This is a genomic window from Tepidibacillus sp. HK-1 (genome assembly GCF_001748485.2).
GTDB classification, from domain to species: Bacteria; Bacillota; Bacilli; order Tepidibacillales; family Tepidibacillaceae; genus Tepidibacillus_B; species Tepidibacillus_B infernus.
In genome coordinates this window covers 157,539-175,667 of record NZ_BDGM02000002.1, presented here as the reverse complement: position 1 = coordinate 175,667, position 18,129 = coordinate 157,539, and the positions used below count along the sequence as shown (strand labels likewise).

Here is an 18,129-nt window from a genome sequence, read left to right as displayed (position 1 = left end):
AATACTGACCGACATCGGTAAGGAATTAGACATCGAATTCGGAAAGAAATACATGTCACTTGGAGAAATAAAAAAAATTTTGGGAGAGGTCAAAAAAGGGTAATTTTCACTACAACTCTTGGACATACAAAAACAGCCAAGAAACCAACATTCATGCGGGTTCAAGGCTGTTTTTTCTTTGATTTTGCTGCAAAAGTCAGGTTTTATTTCACATATTCTGTAAGTACAATAGAAAATTTTTAAAATTTGCCACTTTTTTTAATGAAAAAAAGAGATTACATCAATACTTTTATTCCTTGAATCACATTCCAAATGACAATAAAAAAGTTTAAAATCATAAATAAAATCATTGAGCCAATCACAGAACCAGTGGAACCACTTATCATGCCAAAGACAACAATGATAAACGTTAAAAAAGGTAATATATGAGAAATCAATGCTCTCTTAGCATGATGTTTGATTTCATCATCTTTAACAATAAAATATACGGCTAGCGGAAAAATAAATCCAGCAAAAAAGATACTAAAATAACTTAAAGCTGCAAAAATTCGATAATCCTTCATGTAGTCCCCCTTAATACTTTTTCTTAATTATAAATACGTGTAAACATTTAAAAAGTTACACTTTTTTGGAGGGTTCCTCTTACTCATTTACTTCTTCATAAAACACTTTTAATAAATAATCCAAAACGGATCTTCGAGTAAGAATTCCACTAAATTTCTTCTGTTTGTTAACAATAGGCAAATATGGCCAATCAACCAATAATTCAATTCCATAACGTAAAAGGGTATCTTCACTTAAAGTAGGAACGTGACTTTGCATTGAATCATGAACTAATTTTCTTTGAAAATCATGGTAAAAAGGTACTCTTTCTAATCTAGCGTGTTCTAAGATTAACGTTTTACTTATAGTCCCTTCTACTTCGTTTTGATCATTTAATACAGGAACAGAAGACCAACCTGATTCAATTAATTTATTCAGCGCCTGTTCCAAATTCCATTTAGAACGAATCACAATTACATTTTTTTTCGGGATAATCAATGTCCCTATTTCTTTTGACATGATTTCATCTCTAAATTGATTTACTTGTTGTAGCATAATCATCTCCCCTATCTACATACATTTTATGTTTTTTACGAGAAATTATGAAGAGCAAAATAAAGGAGGATGAAAGATGGGTGAAGTGAGAAAGAAACGCACAAAAGTAATCAGAATAAGCTATACCAGGGTTTTTGATCTGCGGGATCTTCTTCTAATACATACAACCCGCCAATTTCCAAATAACAAAATAATTCCTCTTGAATCTGGCCTAGATTTTGTAGCTGTATTTCTAATAATTCTAACGACAAAGCTGCATTTTGCAAGCGTTCAATTCTTTGTTGAAAAATATTAAATTGAGGTAGTGGTTTTTGTTCCGGTAACTTTAAAATTCTAAACGTTAAAAAATACCTCGCATATTTTTGCGGTTTGAACCGCTCATTTAAATGAATATCTCGGATCATGATCATTTTGGCTTTTGCAACAGCTTGTTTAAAAACAGCTAGATCTCTAGATGAATATTTGATAAAAAGGTCAACTGCTAATTTTTCTTTATTTTCCATCCTCTCTCACCTTTCAATGCTACATACCTGTTTTTCTTTTTTATTTTATCATGATTCCAAAACGTGTATCAAATTAAGTCTATATTGTTTATATAATCGAGGAAATCATACTTTTCTAGATAAAATATCTTAAAAGGATTTTTAACTTGAAATGTAGAATTTTTTACATTGACTGAAAATTCGTTAGATAGGAAGTTGGGGAAACGTGACAAAAGACAAACAACATAAACAATTAAAGCCTTGGTTTATACCAATCTTGGTAACTATTGCACTATTATTATTACTTTTTGCACAAAACTTACAAGAAGAAAAAGCTTTACCAAGTGATGGATGGAGTCGTTCTATTTCTTTACCTCTTACTACAGCAAATGCAAAACCTTTTTGGGTTAAAACAACAGATGGCTATCACATCTATGCCACTACTGGAGAACATATCAATCATGTTGTAATCAATAATCGACTGAAAGTAAGCAAGCAATCAACAATTCCTATTAAAATCCCAACCTTAGAACCCTTTTGGATAGACAGACAAAACGTCATTTATATCAAAGAGGGAAAATTAGTACACATTAACGGAGAAAAGGAAAAAGTATTAGCACCTGATGTGGATGGAATGATAGCCAATCAGGATCTAATTTTATATTGGCAAGGAAAACAACTGTTTTCGGTGGATAGGAATGACTTCTCTATTGTTCCTGTTGGCCAAACTCAATACAAGATTGAATCGATTATTTTAAACGAAGATTCTTCTTTCATTACCATAGAAAATATCAATGCCAATGATTTGCAATTAGAACTATTTAATCCTTCCAAGCAGAAAAAGGGTTACGAGATCATTTCTTTGTTTTCTTTATCTGAGTATGCTGGGGAATCAATTGCGGATATTCAATATGTATATAATCAGCAAGAAAATAAACTTCATTTTATTTACTCGATCTCAAGTACAAAACAAGGTGTTACTACTTATAGGGCATTCTATACAACAATGTTACTAGATGCAATTGCAGAAAAGCCACAGTTTGAACAGGTCAAAATTAAAGAAGAATTAAGCCAAATTCCTATAGAGAATCCGCAGTATCTTAATCTATCCTTAAAAGAAAATCAACCTGTTCTTTTATTTTCAGCTGAAGGGTTGATCGCCCCAAAGAAAAGTGCCGTAAATATTTATGAAGCAAAGTATGAAAATAAACAATGGTTAACAAATAAAAGAAGTACGACTTCTGAACTATCTGTTCAACCCTTTTGGATTGATGATGGTTTAATTTTGTGGTTAGACTATCTTACAAAAAACAAGTATGAACTGATGGGAACGACAACAGACCCAACTATCTTACAAGAGAGTCAAAAATTAAATACAAATGACTGGATCAATGCGTTATCTGATTCATTATTAGCTTTCGCAGTCTCTTTACTCGTAATATTTAATGGTATGCTATGGGTTGTTCCACCTACTATCTTTCTCGTCGTCTTACTCTTCTACAATTTTAATCTTGTAGAAAAAGGTGTGAGCTGGGTTAAATTAACAAGTATTTTATTGTATTTAGGAACACAACTATTGTTTATCCAAAAGATCTTTAACTCATCCTTTTATACGTATGCACCAAACTATTTAACCTTCACAGGAAGCTCTTTCATCATCCCACTTCTTTTAGCATTGTTTACATGGTTTGCTGTAAAAATAGGTAAAAACAAAGAATGGTCTGGGTTACAAGAAATTTCCTACTATATTGGTATCAATCTATGGTTGATTATTATCCTCTTAGGGCCATATATTATTTAGCAAAAAATATAGCACCTCTTTATAGAGGTGCCTCTTTATTGTTGATTAACTTAACTTACTAAATATACCCTTGCTTCATAGGGTTGTAACGAAAACTGTTTGATCTCTTGAGCTTCATTTACTGAATAGTTGCTGATAAGTAATTCTTTGCTGTTAAATTGAACTTCTTCTGGCAAATGGAATGGAACCTGATCTTTACTGAAGTTCAGAATCACTAACAGCTTTTGCTTACCAAAGCTTCTCGTATAAGCATAGATTTTTTCATCATCCTCTAGCAGAAGCTTATAATCTCCATAAACGATAATAGGATGTTCTTTCCTTAATTGAATTAACTTTTTGTAGTACTGAAAAATAGAATCTGGATCCTCTAATGCTTTTTTAGCGTTAATCTCTTTGTAGTTTGGGTTGACAGCAATCCACGGCGTTCCCGTTGTAAAGCCTGCATGTTCACTCTCATCCCATTGCATTGGTGTTCTTGCATTGTCTCTACCTTTTACATAGATACTCTCCATGACTTTTTGTGGATCGATGTGACGTTCATTTACATACTCTTTATACATGTTTAAGGTTTCAATGTCTCGATAGTCATCAATCGTGTCAAAACGAACGTTGGTCATCCCGATTTCTTCCCCTTGATAAATATAGGGGGTTCCTTGTAAAGTATGTAAAAAGGTGGCTAACATTTTAGCAGATGGTATGCGATATGTCGTATCATCGCCAAAACGGGAGACCATTCTCGGTTGGTCATGGTTGTTCATGTATAGACTGTTCCAGCCTTTTCCGTTTAGTTCATTTTGCCATTTGGACATGATACGCTTGATCTCTGTCAATTTCCAAGGCTTTAAGTCCCATTTCTCATTTGGGCCACTATCTACATCCATTAGCTCAAATTGAAAGACCATATTAAGTTCATGACGGTCTTCTCCTGTATAAAGGACAGCATCTTGCGGAGTAACACCTGGCGTCTCTCCAACCGTCATAATATCGTATTTGGATAATACTTCTCGATTCATTTCTTGTAAAAATTCATGGATTCTTGGACCATTAGCGAAAAATTGTCCACCCGATTGGTAAAGTTTGTTTGGATTTTGAATCGGTGCACTAGGTAGATCTTCAACCTTTGAGATAAAGTTAATCACATCCATACGGAAGCCATCAATTCCTTTATCTAACCACCAGGTCATCATTTCATATACTTCTTGACGAACTTTTGGATTTTCCCAGTTGAGGTCTGGCTGTTTCTTAGAAAAAAGATGTAAGTAATATTCATCTGTTTTCTCATCATATTGCCAAGCAGATCCACTAAACGCGGATTCCCAGTTGTTTGGTTCTTTACCATTTTTACCTGAACGCCAAATATAATAATCACGATAAGGATTATCTTTAGAAGACCTAGATTCAATAAACCAAGGATGTTCATCAGATGTATGGTTAACAACAAGATCCATAATCAACTTCATTTCTCGGGAATGTAAGCCATCGAGAAGTTGTTCCCAATCCTCCATGGTACCAAACTCATCCATAATCTCTTGATAATTGCTAATATCGTAACCGTTATCGTCATTTGGTGATTGATAAACAGGAGAAAGCCAAATCACATCTACTCCCAGCTCTTTTAGATAATCTAGTTTGGAAATGATTCCTTGTAAGTCACCAATTCCATCTCCATTGCTATCCATGAAACTACGTGGATAGATCTGATAAATAACGCTTTCTTTCCACCACTTTCTTTCCATTTGTATCCTCCTCAAACTTGATTGGTTTTGTCTACTTTTTCTATTCTATCATGTTTTTATGATAAATGTTAACGTTTGCATAATAAAAAAGGCACCCATTTTAGGATGCCTTTGCGAGGAATTAAAATTTTTAGGCTTGGTTTTGGCTCTGTTGAACAGATTGGGTAGCCTGCTGTAATTGTTGTGTCGCTTGTTGTAATTGTTGTTGGGCCTGTTGCAACTGTTGTTGATTTTGACCCGCCATGCTCCCTACAGCAGACTGAACCTGTTGAGTTGCCTGTTGTAATTGCTGCTGAGCTTGCTGCAACTGAGCAGGATTGTTTTGACTTGTTGCTTGTTGAACCGCTTGTTGAGCCTGTTGAACTGCTTTCATGGCTTGTTGCAATTGTTGTTGCTGTTGTTGAGTCACTAATAAACCCCTCCTAAAAATTTTGTGATGTAAGCCAATCGCTTACTTTTTCATTTTGCGCTTTTTTCTTTTCGCCATACGAGTTAAATTCTGGTTTATAGCCTTACATATCTTTTTATTTTTTGGGAATAATTAGGAAAATAGGTTTTGGAGATGATGATGTGTCATATATAATTTCTGTTGGAACAGCCGTCCCCCCTTACGAAATTAGCCAAGAAACAGCTAAGAATTTTTCCAAAATATTATTTAAAGACCATTTTAAAGATATAGATCGATTATTACGCATCTTTGACCATACTCAGATTACAAAGCGACACTTTTGTGTACCCATCGAATGGTTTGAAGTAGAACACACATTTGAAGAAAAAAACATGATTTATGTAAAAAATGCGATTGAGTTATCTAAACAAGCTATTTTTCACTGTCTAAAGAACACCCCTTTTGCTACTGAAGATATCGATCACATTCTATTTATTTCTAGCACTGGACTATCTACACCAAGTATCGATGCCTATTTGTTTAATGATCCAGACATTCATTTTAATCCTCATATCAAACGAACACCCATTTGGGGATTGGGTTGTGCAGGGGGGGCTGCAGGTCTATCAAGAGCAATGGAATATTCCAGAGCTTTTCCTAATGATAAAGTTTTAGTCGTTTCCCTAGAGATTGGTGAACTCGCTTTTTTACGAAACGATCTTTCAAAGAGTAACTTAGTGGCCACTTCATTATTTGGGGATGGTGCTGCTGCGGTATTAATTGTAGGTGATCAGGTTTTACAAACAGACGCAGGATTGAAAATGATTGACTCACAAAGTACGATCTGGAAAAATAGTTTAGATGTAATGGGATGGGATGTAAGAAATAATGGACTTAAGGTGATTTTTTCAAAGGATATTCCAAGCATCGTACAAAACGAATTGAAGCCAAATGTGGATCAATTCTTATTAAACCACCATTTAACTCTATCTGATCTTCAGTTTTTTATTTTGCATCCTGGTGGAACCAAAATAATTGAGGCCTATGAAAATGCCTTTCAGATTACTGAGCAAGAAACGATGATCACTAGACAGATATTAAACCAATATGGCAATATGTCTAGTCCAACCGTGCTTTTTGTTTTACAAGCGTTGCTTAAAAGTCATCCACCTAAGAATGGGCATGGTATCTTAATTGCCTTGGGTCCCGGATTTAGTTCCGAAATCATTCTATTAGAATGGATGAAATAAAGGAGTGATTTCTAATGACCTTTTTATCTCTTTTTCTTACTTTTGTCATCCTACAACGCATTTTTGAATTGTATATTGCAAAGAAAAACGCTGTCTATATAGAATCGCTTGGTGGGTTCGAAGTAGGGCAAAAACACTACCCATTTATCGTCATGCTACACATTACTTTTTTATTAAGTGTCTATATTGAGAGCTCGGATCTTACTTTCCTTCCTACGTGGTGGCCAATTCCTTTCACGATTTTTATATTGGCTCAAGGGATGAGGTTTTGGACGATGGCTTCCTTAGGGCGTTTTTGGAACACAAGAATCTATATTCTTCCCAACAGCAAACCTATCCATAAAGGTCCATATCAATTTATCAGACATCCTAATTATTTGATCGTAATGGTAGAGATAATTACGATTCCACTTATCTTTGGAGCTTATTACTCCGCTATCCTGTTTCCTATTTTAAATACCTTACTATTAACTATACGAATTAAAGTGGAAGAAAAGGCACTTTCCACCTGTACTTCATATAAAGAAGAGATGGAAACCATCCCTCGATTTTTTCCACAAAAAAATAATCAGTAAAATAGGTTTGTATATGGCAAATGAAAGAAAGTTATACTTTCTTTTTTTAAAAAAAAAGCAGGAGTTTAATCCCCTGCTTTACTCATCACTATATCAACTTTATAAAATCATTGCAGCAATCCAACCAAAGACGATAATCGGAATGTTAAAGTGGATAAACGTTGGAACCGTTGTATCCCAAATATGATTATGCTGGCCATCAGCATTTAAACCGGAAGAAGGACCTAATGTGGAGTCAGACGCAGGTGAACCCGCATCCCCTAATGCTCCTGCTGTTCCAATGATAGCAACGGTAGCCAATGGACTAAAACCTAATGCCGCTGCTAAAGGTACATAAATAGGAGCTAAGATAGGAACTGTTCCAAAAGAGGTGCCAATTCCCATTGTCACAAGTAAACCAACTAGAAGCATCATAAAGGAACCTAGTAATTTATTTTGGCCAATTAAATCTACACTTGCTTTTACAAGGCTTTCAACTTGACCAGTAGCATTGATCACTTCAGCATATCCGCCAGCGACCAACATGATAAATCCAATAAAGGCCATCATCTTTACACCATTTGTGAATAACTCGTCAGATTCTTTTATTTTTATCGCGCCAAGAACATACATCACTACTAATCCAGATAATCCACCAAGAACCATTGATTCTGTTTGCAACTGCACAACAAGAGCAATAAGAATAGCAATAATAGCAGCTAAATGTTTAAAGTTAAAACGAATCTTTTCTTGATGTTTGGTTTGATCAATCTCGATCTCCTGATATTCTCTAGGTTTACGATAGGTAATAAAAATTGCAACAAATAGTCCAACAACCATTCCTAACGTTGGAAGTAGCATAGCAAATGGTAACTGGTTAAGTTCAATACTTAGTCCGTACTTCTCCACATTTTCTTGAACAATCTTATGAAAGACTAAGCCAAATCCTGCTGGAATAAGCATGTAAGGTGCTTGCAAACCAAATGTCAAAGCAACTGCAACAGCACGACGGTCAATTTTTAATCGATTGAACAATGCTAATAAAGGGGGGATCAAAATCGGAATAAAAGCGATATGCACAGGTATTAAGTTTTGTGAAAAAGAAGAGATCACCGCTATGACGACCAAAAGAAATCCCCTTGCCCCTTTTAACACTCTAGATAAAGATTGAACAAATAATTGCATTAATCCTGTATAGGCGATTGCCACTGCCAAAGCACCAAGTAATGCATAGCTTAAAGCAATTTCAGCATTTGAACCAATCGCACCAATAAATGTATCTAATGTCCCTTGCCAACCAAGGCCACCTAGCAATCCTCCAGTAAAAGCTGCAATTATAAGGGCCAAAATCACGTTTACTCTTAGTAAACTAAGCCCTAACATGACTAATACGGAAACAACGACTGCGTTCATTCATATCCTCCTCATTTTATTTTATCTTTAATTTATTACCAATTTGCCAAACTAAAGCAAGCAAAAACGGGCTTTTATATATTAAAATGTTTTTCGACATTCGTCAACCAATTTTTTTGAATAGAAAAAGAGAGGTTTGTCAGTCAAGCCTCCCTTTTCTCTAAATTTTCATTTAATGATTAGCTATTTTTCATTTTTTTTAATAAAGAGATCGTATCAACAAGATGATTGTTAAATACTTTTTTGGCTACCTCTAACAATTCATAGATGGCAGGGTCTTTAACCGAATACGTAACTTTATTTCCTTCTTTGATACCAATTACAATATTCTTCCTTCTCAATACAGCTAATTGCTGGGATACTACGGCACTATCCACCTGCATATGTTCTTGTAGTTCATGGACATATTTATCACCATCACGAAGCAATTCTAGTATTTGGATTCTTAATGGATGTGCTAAAGCTTTAAAAAATTCCGCTTTAAACTCTTGTAATTCTAAATCCAAAAAGTTCCCTCCTAACATCACAAACAAGCTTTTCTTTTCTTTCCTTACTTTATCATACTTTAGATTTTTTTGACATTTCTCTTACAATCGTATCAATAATCTTTTTAGGTGACGGAGGACAACCTGGTATTTCGATATCTACTGGTAGAACTTCATTTACAGATGAATATTGAGCATAATTACTGCCGATTATTCCTTTTCCACAAGCACAATCCCCTACAGCGATTACTTTTTTAGGCTCAGGAACTGCTTCATAGGTTTTTTTGATCGCTTCATAAAGGTTATGTGTTACACTTCCTGTGATCAATACTCCATCCGCATGTCTAGGTGAAGCGACAATATCTAACCCATATTGTTGAATATCATAGATCGGATTGCTTAAGTGTGCAATTTCGAAATCACAACCGTTACAAGAACCAGCATCTAAATGGCGTAAATGAAGGGATAGCTTTTCTCCTTGACTTATCTTCTGAAGATGTTCATCTGTTTCTGTTACTTTTCCCGTTTTCCAAATCTTTTTGAACATTCCCATTTTATCACTCCCTTCTTTAACGGTCACAACATGCATAACAAAGCTCAAAACTTTTATTAATGAGTGGGAAATCTGGAATAATATTGCCTGGTACTGTTAAAGGTACGGCTGGCCAATTCATATAAGGAGCTGAACGAATCCGATAACGTTCAATAGTTTGGTTAGGTCCAACCATAACCCAGTGAACATTTTCACCTCTTGCTGATTCAGTTACTCCTATAGCCCATTGGTAAGAAGGCAATTCCCCATACGCTATTTGGATCTCTCCTTCGGGGATAGATTTCACCCATTGCTTAATTAAAGAAAAGCTTTCTTTGATTTCATCCACTCTAATCATTGCTCTAGCAAAGACATCCCCCTCATTATAAATAGGAACGTTAAAATCGATGTCCTTATACATGTCATGCGGGTAATCTCTGCGTACATCAAGGTTTCTTCCTGAGGCTCTTGCAGCAATTCCTACTGTTTCTAAATCATTCGCCTCTTTCAATCGTAAAATTCCCGTATTCTTCATTCGATTAAGGACGATTTCATGTTTCATCATCACATCGGCCATTTCTCTAAAGTCTTGTAAAAGAAAACCTATCTCATGAACCATCTGTTCCAATGCTTGATTTGAAATATCCTTTTTCACTCCACCAATAGTAATCAAATCTCTTAGATAACGATGGCCTAAATACCTTTCATTTAAACGTAATAGCTCTTCCTTTATTCTTAATCCCTGGCTAACTGCAAAAGCAAAACCAACACCAGCCCCTAAATTCCCTACATCACCTACATGATTATATAAACGTTCTAACTCAAGATAAATACTTCGTAAGTATTGAGCACGTTTTGGAATTTCAATCTTCCCTATTTTTTCGATTGCTTGTGAGAATGAGATTGCATGAGAAATGACATCTACTCCACAAATTCTTTCTGCTAATTGTAATGCTTCTTCAACAGATAATCCTTCACTCGTCTTTTCTATCCCACGATGGGTGTAAAATAATTGTGCATCCAAGTGAAGCACTGAATCTCCAATCGCCCCAAAACGAAAATGTCCTGGTTCAATAACGCCTGCATGAATAGGGCCTACAGGAACTTGAACAACATCATCACTCTCATATTTAGTAAACTGTAGCGGAAGATTTGCATAGGTGATGGCTGCATCTTTTGCTATATCCTTTCGTAACGGATAGCCTTTTTTTAAATCGAAACCATGCAGTACAAGTGGGCTTGGATTCGGATGACCTATTGCTTTTAGTCCAAATAAATCTTGAATTTCCCTTTCAAACCAATTTGCTGCAGGAAGATAAGGTGTAATCGATGGAAAATGTTCTTCTTTTTCATCAACCCGATAAGCTAGAACAAGATGTTCCTGTACTGCGTCTATACCAAAAACATAATAAATCATAAAACCTTTATCTCGTAAACGTTGATCTGTTCCTACAATGGTGATTAAGCGGCCAAATAGATTTTCTTTAATCACCTTGACAATTTCGATTAAATCCGATTCGGTGATTTCAATATAATAACAATGTTCTCTTATTTCATTTCCTTGCTTTGCCTTTGACCAATAGGAAGATAATTCTGCTAACCAATCAATCATGATAATCCTCCCCCTTGTAGAATTCTAATCGTACGTTGAATAAATTGATCAATAGGTGCTGGAATATAAGTTCCAAATAAAATAACTAAAAATCCAAGAATGAGCATAGGATAAACCATCCATCTATTTTCTTCCCTTATCTGTTTATTCAGGTTTTCTTCTTGATTTTTACCTAAGATTATTTGACTGCCATAATAAAACATACCTGCAAAGATTAGGATAATGCTAAAAAAGACGATAATGGTCCAAAGAGCTAAACCAGAGTCAATTCCTCCTAGTAAAATATGATATTCACTAATAAATGCATTAAATGGTGGAGAACCAGTAATTGCAAAGATACCAATTAAAAATAGAACTCCTGAAATAGGCAAGTTGTGATAAACCCCTCTGATTCTATTCATCCATTTGCTACGATATCTTACTACCATATGTCCTGCTGAGAAAAATAACATCGACTTGATCAACGTATGATTTAACATATGTAGAATTGCACCATACCAAGCAAATGGTGTTGCTATCCCTAACCCAAAGAAAATAATTCCAATATGTTCAACACTAGAATAAGCAAGTAATCGTTTTATATCTTTTTGGATTAAAAGAAAAGGAACTGAAATAACAACAGTAAACACCCCAAAAAGGATTAACCACCATTGAACAGGATGATAAACTTGATAAAGAATAGAATAGACTCGCAATACGCCAAAAATCGCTGTATTGAGTAATACCCCTGATAATAAAGCACTGATCGGCGTTGGAGCCTGACTATGTGCATCAGGTAACCAAAAATGCATAGGTGCCAGTCCAGCTTTGGTACCAAAACCAATCAATATAAATAAAAAGGCATATTTTAAATAATTTGGATTTAAGATATTGGCCATTTCATATAAATTAGTCCAGTGAAGCGCACTAGCGGTTCCACCTAATTGATTGACTGCAGCACCATATAGGAAAATAACCCCAATCAGAGCAAAGGAAATCCCTACACTGCCAATGATTAAGTATTTCCAAGCTGCTTCTAACGATGTTCCTGAACGATCATGTGCGACAAGTAACGCAGAAACAAGGGTTGTTAATTCAATTGCCACCCACATAATCCCTAAATTATTACTTACCACAGCCAAAACCATTGTCATCAAAAATAAATGAAAAAATAAATAGTACCTTTGATATTGTTTTTCATTTAAGGAGTGTCTTTCTTGCTCCTCACGTATATAGCCTATTGAATAGATGGAAGATAAAAAACCAATGACAACAATCATCATCATAATCCAAGAGCTTAATTCATCCACATAAAAATATTGGTTTTGACTAATCATAGGTCCCTTTTGATAGACTTGATAGATGATTCGTATCCCAACAAAAAAGAATAGGATCGAACCCCAAAAATGGATTCTTTCTGTTCCCTTTAAATTTGGAGATATCCATGAAAAAATCCCTATTATTAACGGTAGTAATAAAACGAGATAAACCCAAAACATGTTGATCATCCCTTCAATTTCTGCAGTTCCTCAACATTCATACTAGAAAAGGTGAGGTGAATCCGATAGGAAAATATGCCAATAATGACTACTGAAACGAGAACATCAAAAAAAATGCCTAATTCGATCATAAAAGGAATTCCATTCGTTATAGCGATAGAACTAAGAAAAATGGCATTTTCAATCGTCATCAGCCCAATTCCTTGCATCATCGCATTTTGGTGGATCACCATCATATATGCACCGAAGAACAACATATCGATCGCTAATTGAATCGTTTCAAAACTTGAATGATCTTGTTGAATATTCATTCGGTGAACCACAATAGATCCTACCATTAATAAGGCAATACCGATAACAAAAGAATAAAAACTCCTTAACCGACTACAGGCATTGCTATTATTGTTTGCTTTGGAAACCGTAATAGATAAGATAAATGGAATAACAACCACTTTGATCACTATCGTTAATAAAGCAACCCAAAATAAATGGAAATCTTTATCTTCTATTCCAATTTGAAAGACTATACCTGCGATAAATAAAGATTGCATTGCGAGAAACCATACAGCTGAATGTAATTGGCGTATAACCAATAACAGTAGCGTACTCGTTAATAACCCCAATGATAACCATGTAATCATGTGTTTCTCACCTCGTTAAATAACATACTGTGATAAGAAGGCAAAAATAGAAAGAATCATAGACATCCCCAATAAACGCGGAATTCGATAAAAGCGCATTTTTGCTAAAGCTGTTTCTACCACACCAAGAAGAATAGCAAGTCCTATTATTTTGGCAAAATAAATGATGAAACTAGTAAAGATTCCTAGAAAAGTGTAGTTGAATGAAATATATGGAAAGAAGAAACTAGCAATGATACTTAATAAAATCATTTGTTTGATCCATTGTGCCCAAGTCATCAGTGCCAAGTGTCTACCTGTAAACTCTAATAACATCCCTTCGTGAATCATCGTTAACTCTAAATGAGTATCCGGATTATCTACAGGGATCCTACCTGTTTCCGTAAGCAGAATGATGAATAACGCTAAAAATGAAAAGAGAATCGTAGGATTTAACCATTCGATGTTTGAACTGTTTAATTGTCGTACCACTTCGTCAAAAGAAGTAACTTTAAGCGGATAGACATAAGTAAAAACAGCTAAAATGAAGGCTGGTTCAGCTAATGCTGAAACTGCTAATTCTCTGCTAGAACCCATTCCACCAAAAGAGCTCCCTGCATCCAATCCTACCAATGTTAAGAAAAAGCGTGCCAATGTAAATAGATAGATGATCACCAAAATATCACCAATTTTCCCACGGGTAGGAGAATAGAAAAAAGTAACGACCAAAATCGAACTCAACCCAATAGCAGTAAAAACGACATAGGGTGTAATCTTCGTGATCCAAGATGCATCCTCAGATAATACGATAGATTTATGAAAATACTTCTTTAAATCATAGTATCCTTGCCAAATCGATGGCCCTTTTCTAGATTGTAGCCTTGCTTTCGTTTTTTTAATGATCCCTTGGATAAAAGGCGAAACGATTAAAAATAGAGCAAATTGGATAAATATCCATACAAATTCAGCGAATAAGTTCATTTTAGTTCGCCTCCTATTTCACGAATAATAAAAACAAGATCAGTGTGACAAACATAAATGTTAAATAGGTTTGAATGTTTCCATTCTGTATCTTTTTGATCTTAGAAGCTAGCCATAATAATCCTTGTAAAATAGGTCGATAAATCATCACATCAAGCATTTGTTTTACAAGGAGCTTATAATGAACGTGATGAGGAAAATATCCCTCTCTACCCTGCTGAACCATTTGACTAGAAGGGATTACCTTTTTAAAAATATGTAGAAATGGATGCGTAAAGGAAGATGCAGTATATTCCATTTTCTCATCAAGTTGAATGCCACATCCCCAAGTAGGACTGATTCTTACCGTTGGACGATGAAAGAAGAAATGAATCAATCCATATCCCAATAACAACCCAATCAATAGCAAAACACCAAGAGACAAAGGTTGAATCGTAAATGAATGTGCTGTATCCTTAAGCGTTAAAACAGGCAGTTTTGACCTAATAATAGAACCATTAAAAATTAAACTTTGAGCATGAAGAAATAACCACTGACCTATCCACTTTGAGCCAAGCCCCAATATAAGAATCAAACTAGCCAAGATGCCCATTGCCCATCTCATTGATAAAGGTACCTCTTGTGCTTCATTTGCATGTGAAGAACGGGGGCGTCCCAAAAATGAAAGACCAAATAGATTAACGACTCCTGCAACGGTTAAAGCCCCTACCATCCCTAAAACCGCTAAAAGTACTAGTCCCACCAAGGCATAAAGAGTTTGAGAATTCGACATCAAATATATGAAGCTTTTCAACATCATCCATTCACTGATAAATCCGTTAAATGGAGGTATTGCAGCCATTCCCATAACTCCAATTAAAACCATAATACTTGTCCAAGGCATTCGATGAATGAGGCCACCCATATGGTTCATATTTTTTGTATGTATGGAATAATCAATTGATCCAGCACCTAAAAATAATAAACTCTTAAAAACAGCATGGTTCAGTAAATGAAATAGTAACGCTGTAAAGGCAAAAATTCCCCACACCCATTCTTGCTGCTGAATCAAAAGCATAGAAACACCAAGTATCATCCACATTAATCCCATATTTTCAGAAGAGCTATAAGCCAAATAGCGTTTGATGTCTTTTTCTACAACACCGAATAAAACTCCATAAATGGCCGATAAGATGCCTAAAATGATTATTACCCATGCCCACCAGGTCTCTCCAAATGAAAAATCTTGAATAAGAAAGCGCAAAATTCCATATAATGCTGTTTTTATCATAATTCCTGACATCAAGGCTGAGATATGGGAGGGAGCGATTGGATGCGCTCTTGGTAGCCAAACATGTAAAGGAAAAATACCTGCTTTTGTTCCAAAACCAATAATAAAAAGGAAAAATAACAGATTTTTATAAAAGTCCGAGATCTGTTTTGCTTGTTCATAAAGCAAAGAAATCTGTTGAGTTCCAGTCCAACGATATAAATAGAAGAACCCTAGAATAATAAAGAATGTCCCAATATGGGTCATGACCAAATAAACGTAACCTGCCCTTTGAACAGGGGTATACTCATATTCAGTCACAACGAGTAGATAGGATAAAATCGACATGCTTTCCCATGCAATTAAAAAAGTAATAAAATGATCAGCAGTAACAACGGCAATCATCATCAAAACAAAACTATTTGCCAATGCCCCCATAAAATCCAATCTTTTTTTACCTATAAATTTTTGTGTATATCCAAATCCATAGATAAAGGAAACAAAACTAATAAGTGAAATGACCAAAACGAAAATAGCCGATAACTGATCCATGCGAATGAGCATGTTAAGGTTCGGAGTAATGTTCCAACCTTCTATGTAAATTGAACGTTGTGTCGTTAAAACCCACAACGAACTTAATAATGCAAATAAACTGCCTAAACCACCAGTAAAAAGAGTGATCCATCTTGCAAATTGTTGTTTTTTGCTCCAAAAAATAACCCCTACACTACCAAGAAAAAGGAAGGTAAAGGCTAATAATAATAAATCCTCACCAAACATTGACAAACTCATTTTTTCTCCCCCAATGAAGTATATTAAAATATATGAATTTTAATATATAGTAATATAGATATATTTTAAGTTTGACATTATCTCTTTGCAATCATTTTTTTTAAAAAATTTGTATAAAAAAAAGCCGGGGCATCTATCCCAGCTTTGAACAGTTAATTCATCTAATATATACCCAGTGCTTTAAAAACCCCAGTGACTTGAAGCAAAACAAAGAACACGATAATTGGAGCAATATATTGAAGAGAAATTCCCCAAGCTTTTGCAAGTTTGTCTTGTGGTGTAAAACCAACACTTGCCATTGCCTTCTTCATTCCCCAGACAAAGCCCACATAAAGCGCTAGAAGAATTCCACCAAGAGGCAACGAAATATTTGAGGCGAAGAAATCCATCAATTCAAAGATGGATAGACCAAATAGCTTTACTTGACCTAATGCTCCAAAAGATAAGGAGCTTGGAATACCAAAGATTAAAATAAGAATACTTAAGATGGCTCCACTCTTGATTCGACTATATCCTTTCCGATCGACAAATGTAGCTAAAGCAATCTCAAGGATATTAATTGCTGAAGTTAATGCTGCCACAGTGACCAATGCAAAGAATAAAGTAGCAAAAAACGTTCCAAATGGAATCTTCGTAAAAATGGCTGGTAAGGTAATGAATACAAGGGGTGGCCCAGCTGCCGGTTCAAAATTAAAGGAAAAGATCGCTGGAAAAATAACTAGGCTGATCAATAATGAAAAAATCGTATCGTAAAGTGCAATTTGTACGACTGTTTTCTTAATTGGCATTTCTTTAGGCAAATAACTTCCATAGGTAAGCATTCCCCCCATTCCTAAACTCAAAGAGAAAAATGCCTGACCCAATGCTGCTAAGATCATTAAAGGTGTCAACTTAGATAAATCAAAGTTAAATAAGAAATCTAAACCTTTCGTTGCTCCAGGTAAAGTTAAACTGCGGAACATGAGAATCACTAATAATAGTGTTAATAACGGCATTAATATCTTATTAGATTTTTCTATTCCCTTTTCTACTCCTCTTACCGCAATGAATACAGTTAGGAGTAAAAAGATGATTTGAAAGATAATGGGCTGAAAGGATTGTGAAATAAAGGAACCAAAATATTGGCCAAATTGATCTGGAGTCAACCCTGTAAAATCACCCTTAATCGCAGCGAACATGTAAAAAATCGACCATCCACCAACCATGGTGTAAAAACCTAATACAACAATGGAAGTAAAGACACCTAAATAGCCGACACCCTTCCAACGCTTCTTTTTAGAAAACGCCTCAAATGCCCCAACAATGCCAGTTCTCGTTTCTTTGCCTAATGAAATTTCAGCTAATAATAATGGAATTCCCAAAATAACAACACTGATTAAATAAACAAGCAAAAAAGCTGACCCTCCGTATTGCCCTGCCATATAGGGGAATTTCCATATATTCCCCAATCCAGCAGCAGCACCTACAGCAGCCAGCAGAAATCCTATTTTTGACGTAAAACTACCCCGTTCATGATTCATTTTCTCTCCTCCGCTCTTCTCATTCTCATCAAGCTGTTCTCTACTAAAATTCTAAAACTTAATCCATTCGTCTACTATTTTATAGTATATAGTTTAACGACAAAAAGTGTTCCAGTAAAGAAGTTTTTTCATTTATCC

At 35.2% G+C, this 18,129-nt stretch carries 17 protein-coding genes; 3 read left to right on the top strand and 14 right to left on the bottom strand.

From position 1 onward, the window contains the following. Window positions 1-275: 275 nt before the first annotated feature. From BEN26_RS01825 to BEN26_RS01815, 3 genes are all read right to left on the bottom strand, one after another. Complete coding sequence (locus tag BEN26_RS01825) at window positions 276-563, bottom strand: magnetosome magnetite crystal formation protein family (protein ID WP_068725499.1); 288 nt, start codon at window positions 561-563, stop codon at window positions 276-278. A 79-nt stretch (window positions 564-642) separates the two neighbouring features. Continuing rightward, window positions 643-1,098, bottom strand: a complete 456-nt coding sequence (locus tag BEN26_RS01820) for a CBS domain-containing protein (RefSeq protein ID WP_161937318.1) — start codon at window positions 1,096-1,098, stop codon at window positions 643-645. 110 nt (window positions 1,099-1,208) lie between these two features. After that, complete coding sequence (locus BEN26_RS01815; RefSeq protein ID WP_069800454.1) at window positions 1,209-1,601, bottom strand: hypothetical protein; 393 nt, start codon at window positions 1,599-1,601, stop codon at window positions 1,209-1,211. 205 nt (window positions 1,602-1,806) lie between these two features. Between BEN26_RS01815 and BEN26_RS01810 the strand changes: the two genes are divergently transcribed. Further along, window positions 1,807-3,381: a hypothetical protein gene (locus tag BEN26_RS01810; RefSeq protein ID WP_069800456.1), complete on the top strand. Its 1,575-nt coding sequence runs from the start codon at window positions 1,807-1,809 to the stop codon at window positions 3,379-3,381. Window positions 3,382-3,431: 50 nt separating this feature from the next. Here the strand turns inward: BEN26_RS01810 and BEN26_RS01805 are convergent, their stop codons facing one another. Both BEN26_RS01805 and BEN26_RS01800 read right to left on the bottom strand, forming a co-directional pair. Further along, window positions 3,432-5,117, bottom strand: coding sequence for a glycoside hydrolase family 13 protein (locus BEN26_RS01805; protein ID WP_069800458.1), 1,686 nt, complete (start codon window positions 5,115-5,117; stop codon window positions 3,432-3,434). Between the two features lie 130 nt (window positions 5,118-5,247). Beyond that, window positions 5,248-5,526, bottom strand: coding sequence for a hypothetical protein (locus tag BEN26_RS01800; RefSeq protein WP_255421833.1), 279 nt, complete (start codon window positions 5,524-5,526; stop codon window positions 5,248-5,250). A 161-nt stretch (window positions 5,527-5,687) separates the two neighbouring features. On the opposite strand from BEN26_RS01800, the gene BEN26_RS01795 reads away from it, so the two are divergent. Further along, window positions 5,688-6,755 carry a type III polyketide synthase gene (locus BEN26_RS01795; RefSeq protein WP_069800460.1) on the top strand — a complete coding sequence of 356 codons (1,068 nt, stop codon included), beginning with the start codon at window positions 5,688-5,690 and terminating at the stop codon, window positions 6,753-6,755. A 14-nt stretch (window positions 6,756-6,769) separates the two neighbouring features. Beyond that, window positions 6,770-7,330, top strand: a complete 561-nt coding sequence (locus tag BEN26_RS01790) for an isoprenylcysteine carboxyl methyltransferase family protein (RefSeq protein ID WP_069800462.1) — start codon at window positions 6,770-6,772, stop codon at window positions 7,328-7,330. A gap of 99 nt (window positions 7,331-7,429) precedes the next feature. Here the strand turns inward: BEN26_RS01790 and BEN26_RS01785 are convergent, their stop codons facing one another. From BEN26_RS01785 to BEN26_RS01745, 9 genes are all read right to left on the bottom strand, one after another. Further along, window positions 7,430-8,722, bottom strand: a complete 1,293-nt coding sequence (locus BEN26_RS01785; protein ID WP_069800464.1) for a Na+/H+ antiporter family protein — start codon at window positions 8,720-8,722, stop codon at window positions 7,430-7,432. Window positions 8,723-8,901: 179 nt separating this feature from the next. Continuing rightward, a complete protein-coding gene (locus tag BEN26_RS01780; RefSeq protein ID WP_069800466.1) occupies window positions 8,902-9,228 on the bottom strand; it encodes an ArsR/SmtB family transcription factor in 327 nt (108 codons plus the stop codon). 52 nt (window positions 9,229-9,280) lie between these two features. After that, the gene (locus tag BEN26_RS01775; protein ID WP_069800467.1) at window positions 9,281-9,760 is read right to left on the bottom strand and encodes an NADH-quinone oxidoreductase subunit B family protein; all 480 of its coding nucleotides are present in this window, start codon (window positions 9,758-9,760) and stop codon (window positions 9,281-9,283) included. A 16-nt stretch (window positions 9,761-9,776) separates the two neighbouring features. Then, window positions 9,777-11,351 carry a hydrogenase large subunit gene (locus BEN26_RS01770; RefSeq protein WP_084818873.1) on the bottom strand — a complete coding sequence of 525 codons (1,575 nt, stop codon included), beginning with the start codon at window positions 11,349-11,351 and terminating at the stop codon, window positions 9,777-9,779. After that, a complete protein-coding gene (locus BEN26_RS01765; RefSeq protein ID WP_069800472.1) occupies window positions 11,348-12,829 on the bottom strand; it encodes a hydrogenase 4 subunit F in 1,482 nt (493 codons plus the stop codon). Before BEN26_RS01765 ends, BEN26_RS01770 begins: the two co-directional genes overlap by 4 nt. Window positions 12,830-12,834: 5 nt before the next feature. Next, window positions 12,835-13,470 carry a hypothetical protein gene (locus BEN26_RS01760; RefSeq protein WP_068725519.1) on the bottom strand — a complete coding sequence of 212 codons (636 nt, stop codon included), beginning with the start codon at window positions 13,468-13,470 and terminating at the stop codon, window positions 12,835-12,837. Window positions 13,471-13,485: 15 nt separating this feature from the next. Beyond that, window positions 13,486-14,430 carry a respiratory chain complex I subunit 1 family protein gene (locus BEN26_RS01755; protein ID WP_069800474.1) on the bottom strand — a complete coding sequence of 315 codons (945 nt, stop codon included), beginning with the start codon at window positions 14,428-14,430 and terminating at the stop codon, window positions 13,486-13,488. Between the two features lie 13 nt (window positions 14,431-14,443). Continuing rightward, window positions 14,444-16,471, bottom strand: a complete 2,028-nt coding sequence (locus BEN26_RS01750) for a proton-conducting transporter transmembrane domain-containing protein (RefSeq protein ID WP_069800476.1) — start codon at window positions 16,469-16,471, stop codon at window positions 14,444-14,446. A gap of 161 nt (window positions 16,472-16,632) precedes the next feature. Beyond that, complete coding sequence (locus BEN26_RS01745) at window positions 16,633-17,991, bottom strand: sodium-dependent transporter (RefSeq protein ID WP_069800478.1); 1,359 nt, start codon at window positions 17,989-17,991, stop codon at window positions 16,633-16,635. Window positions 17,992-18,129 lie beyond the last annotated feature (138 nt).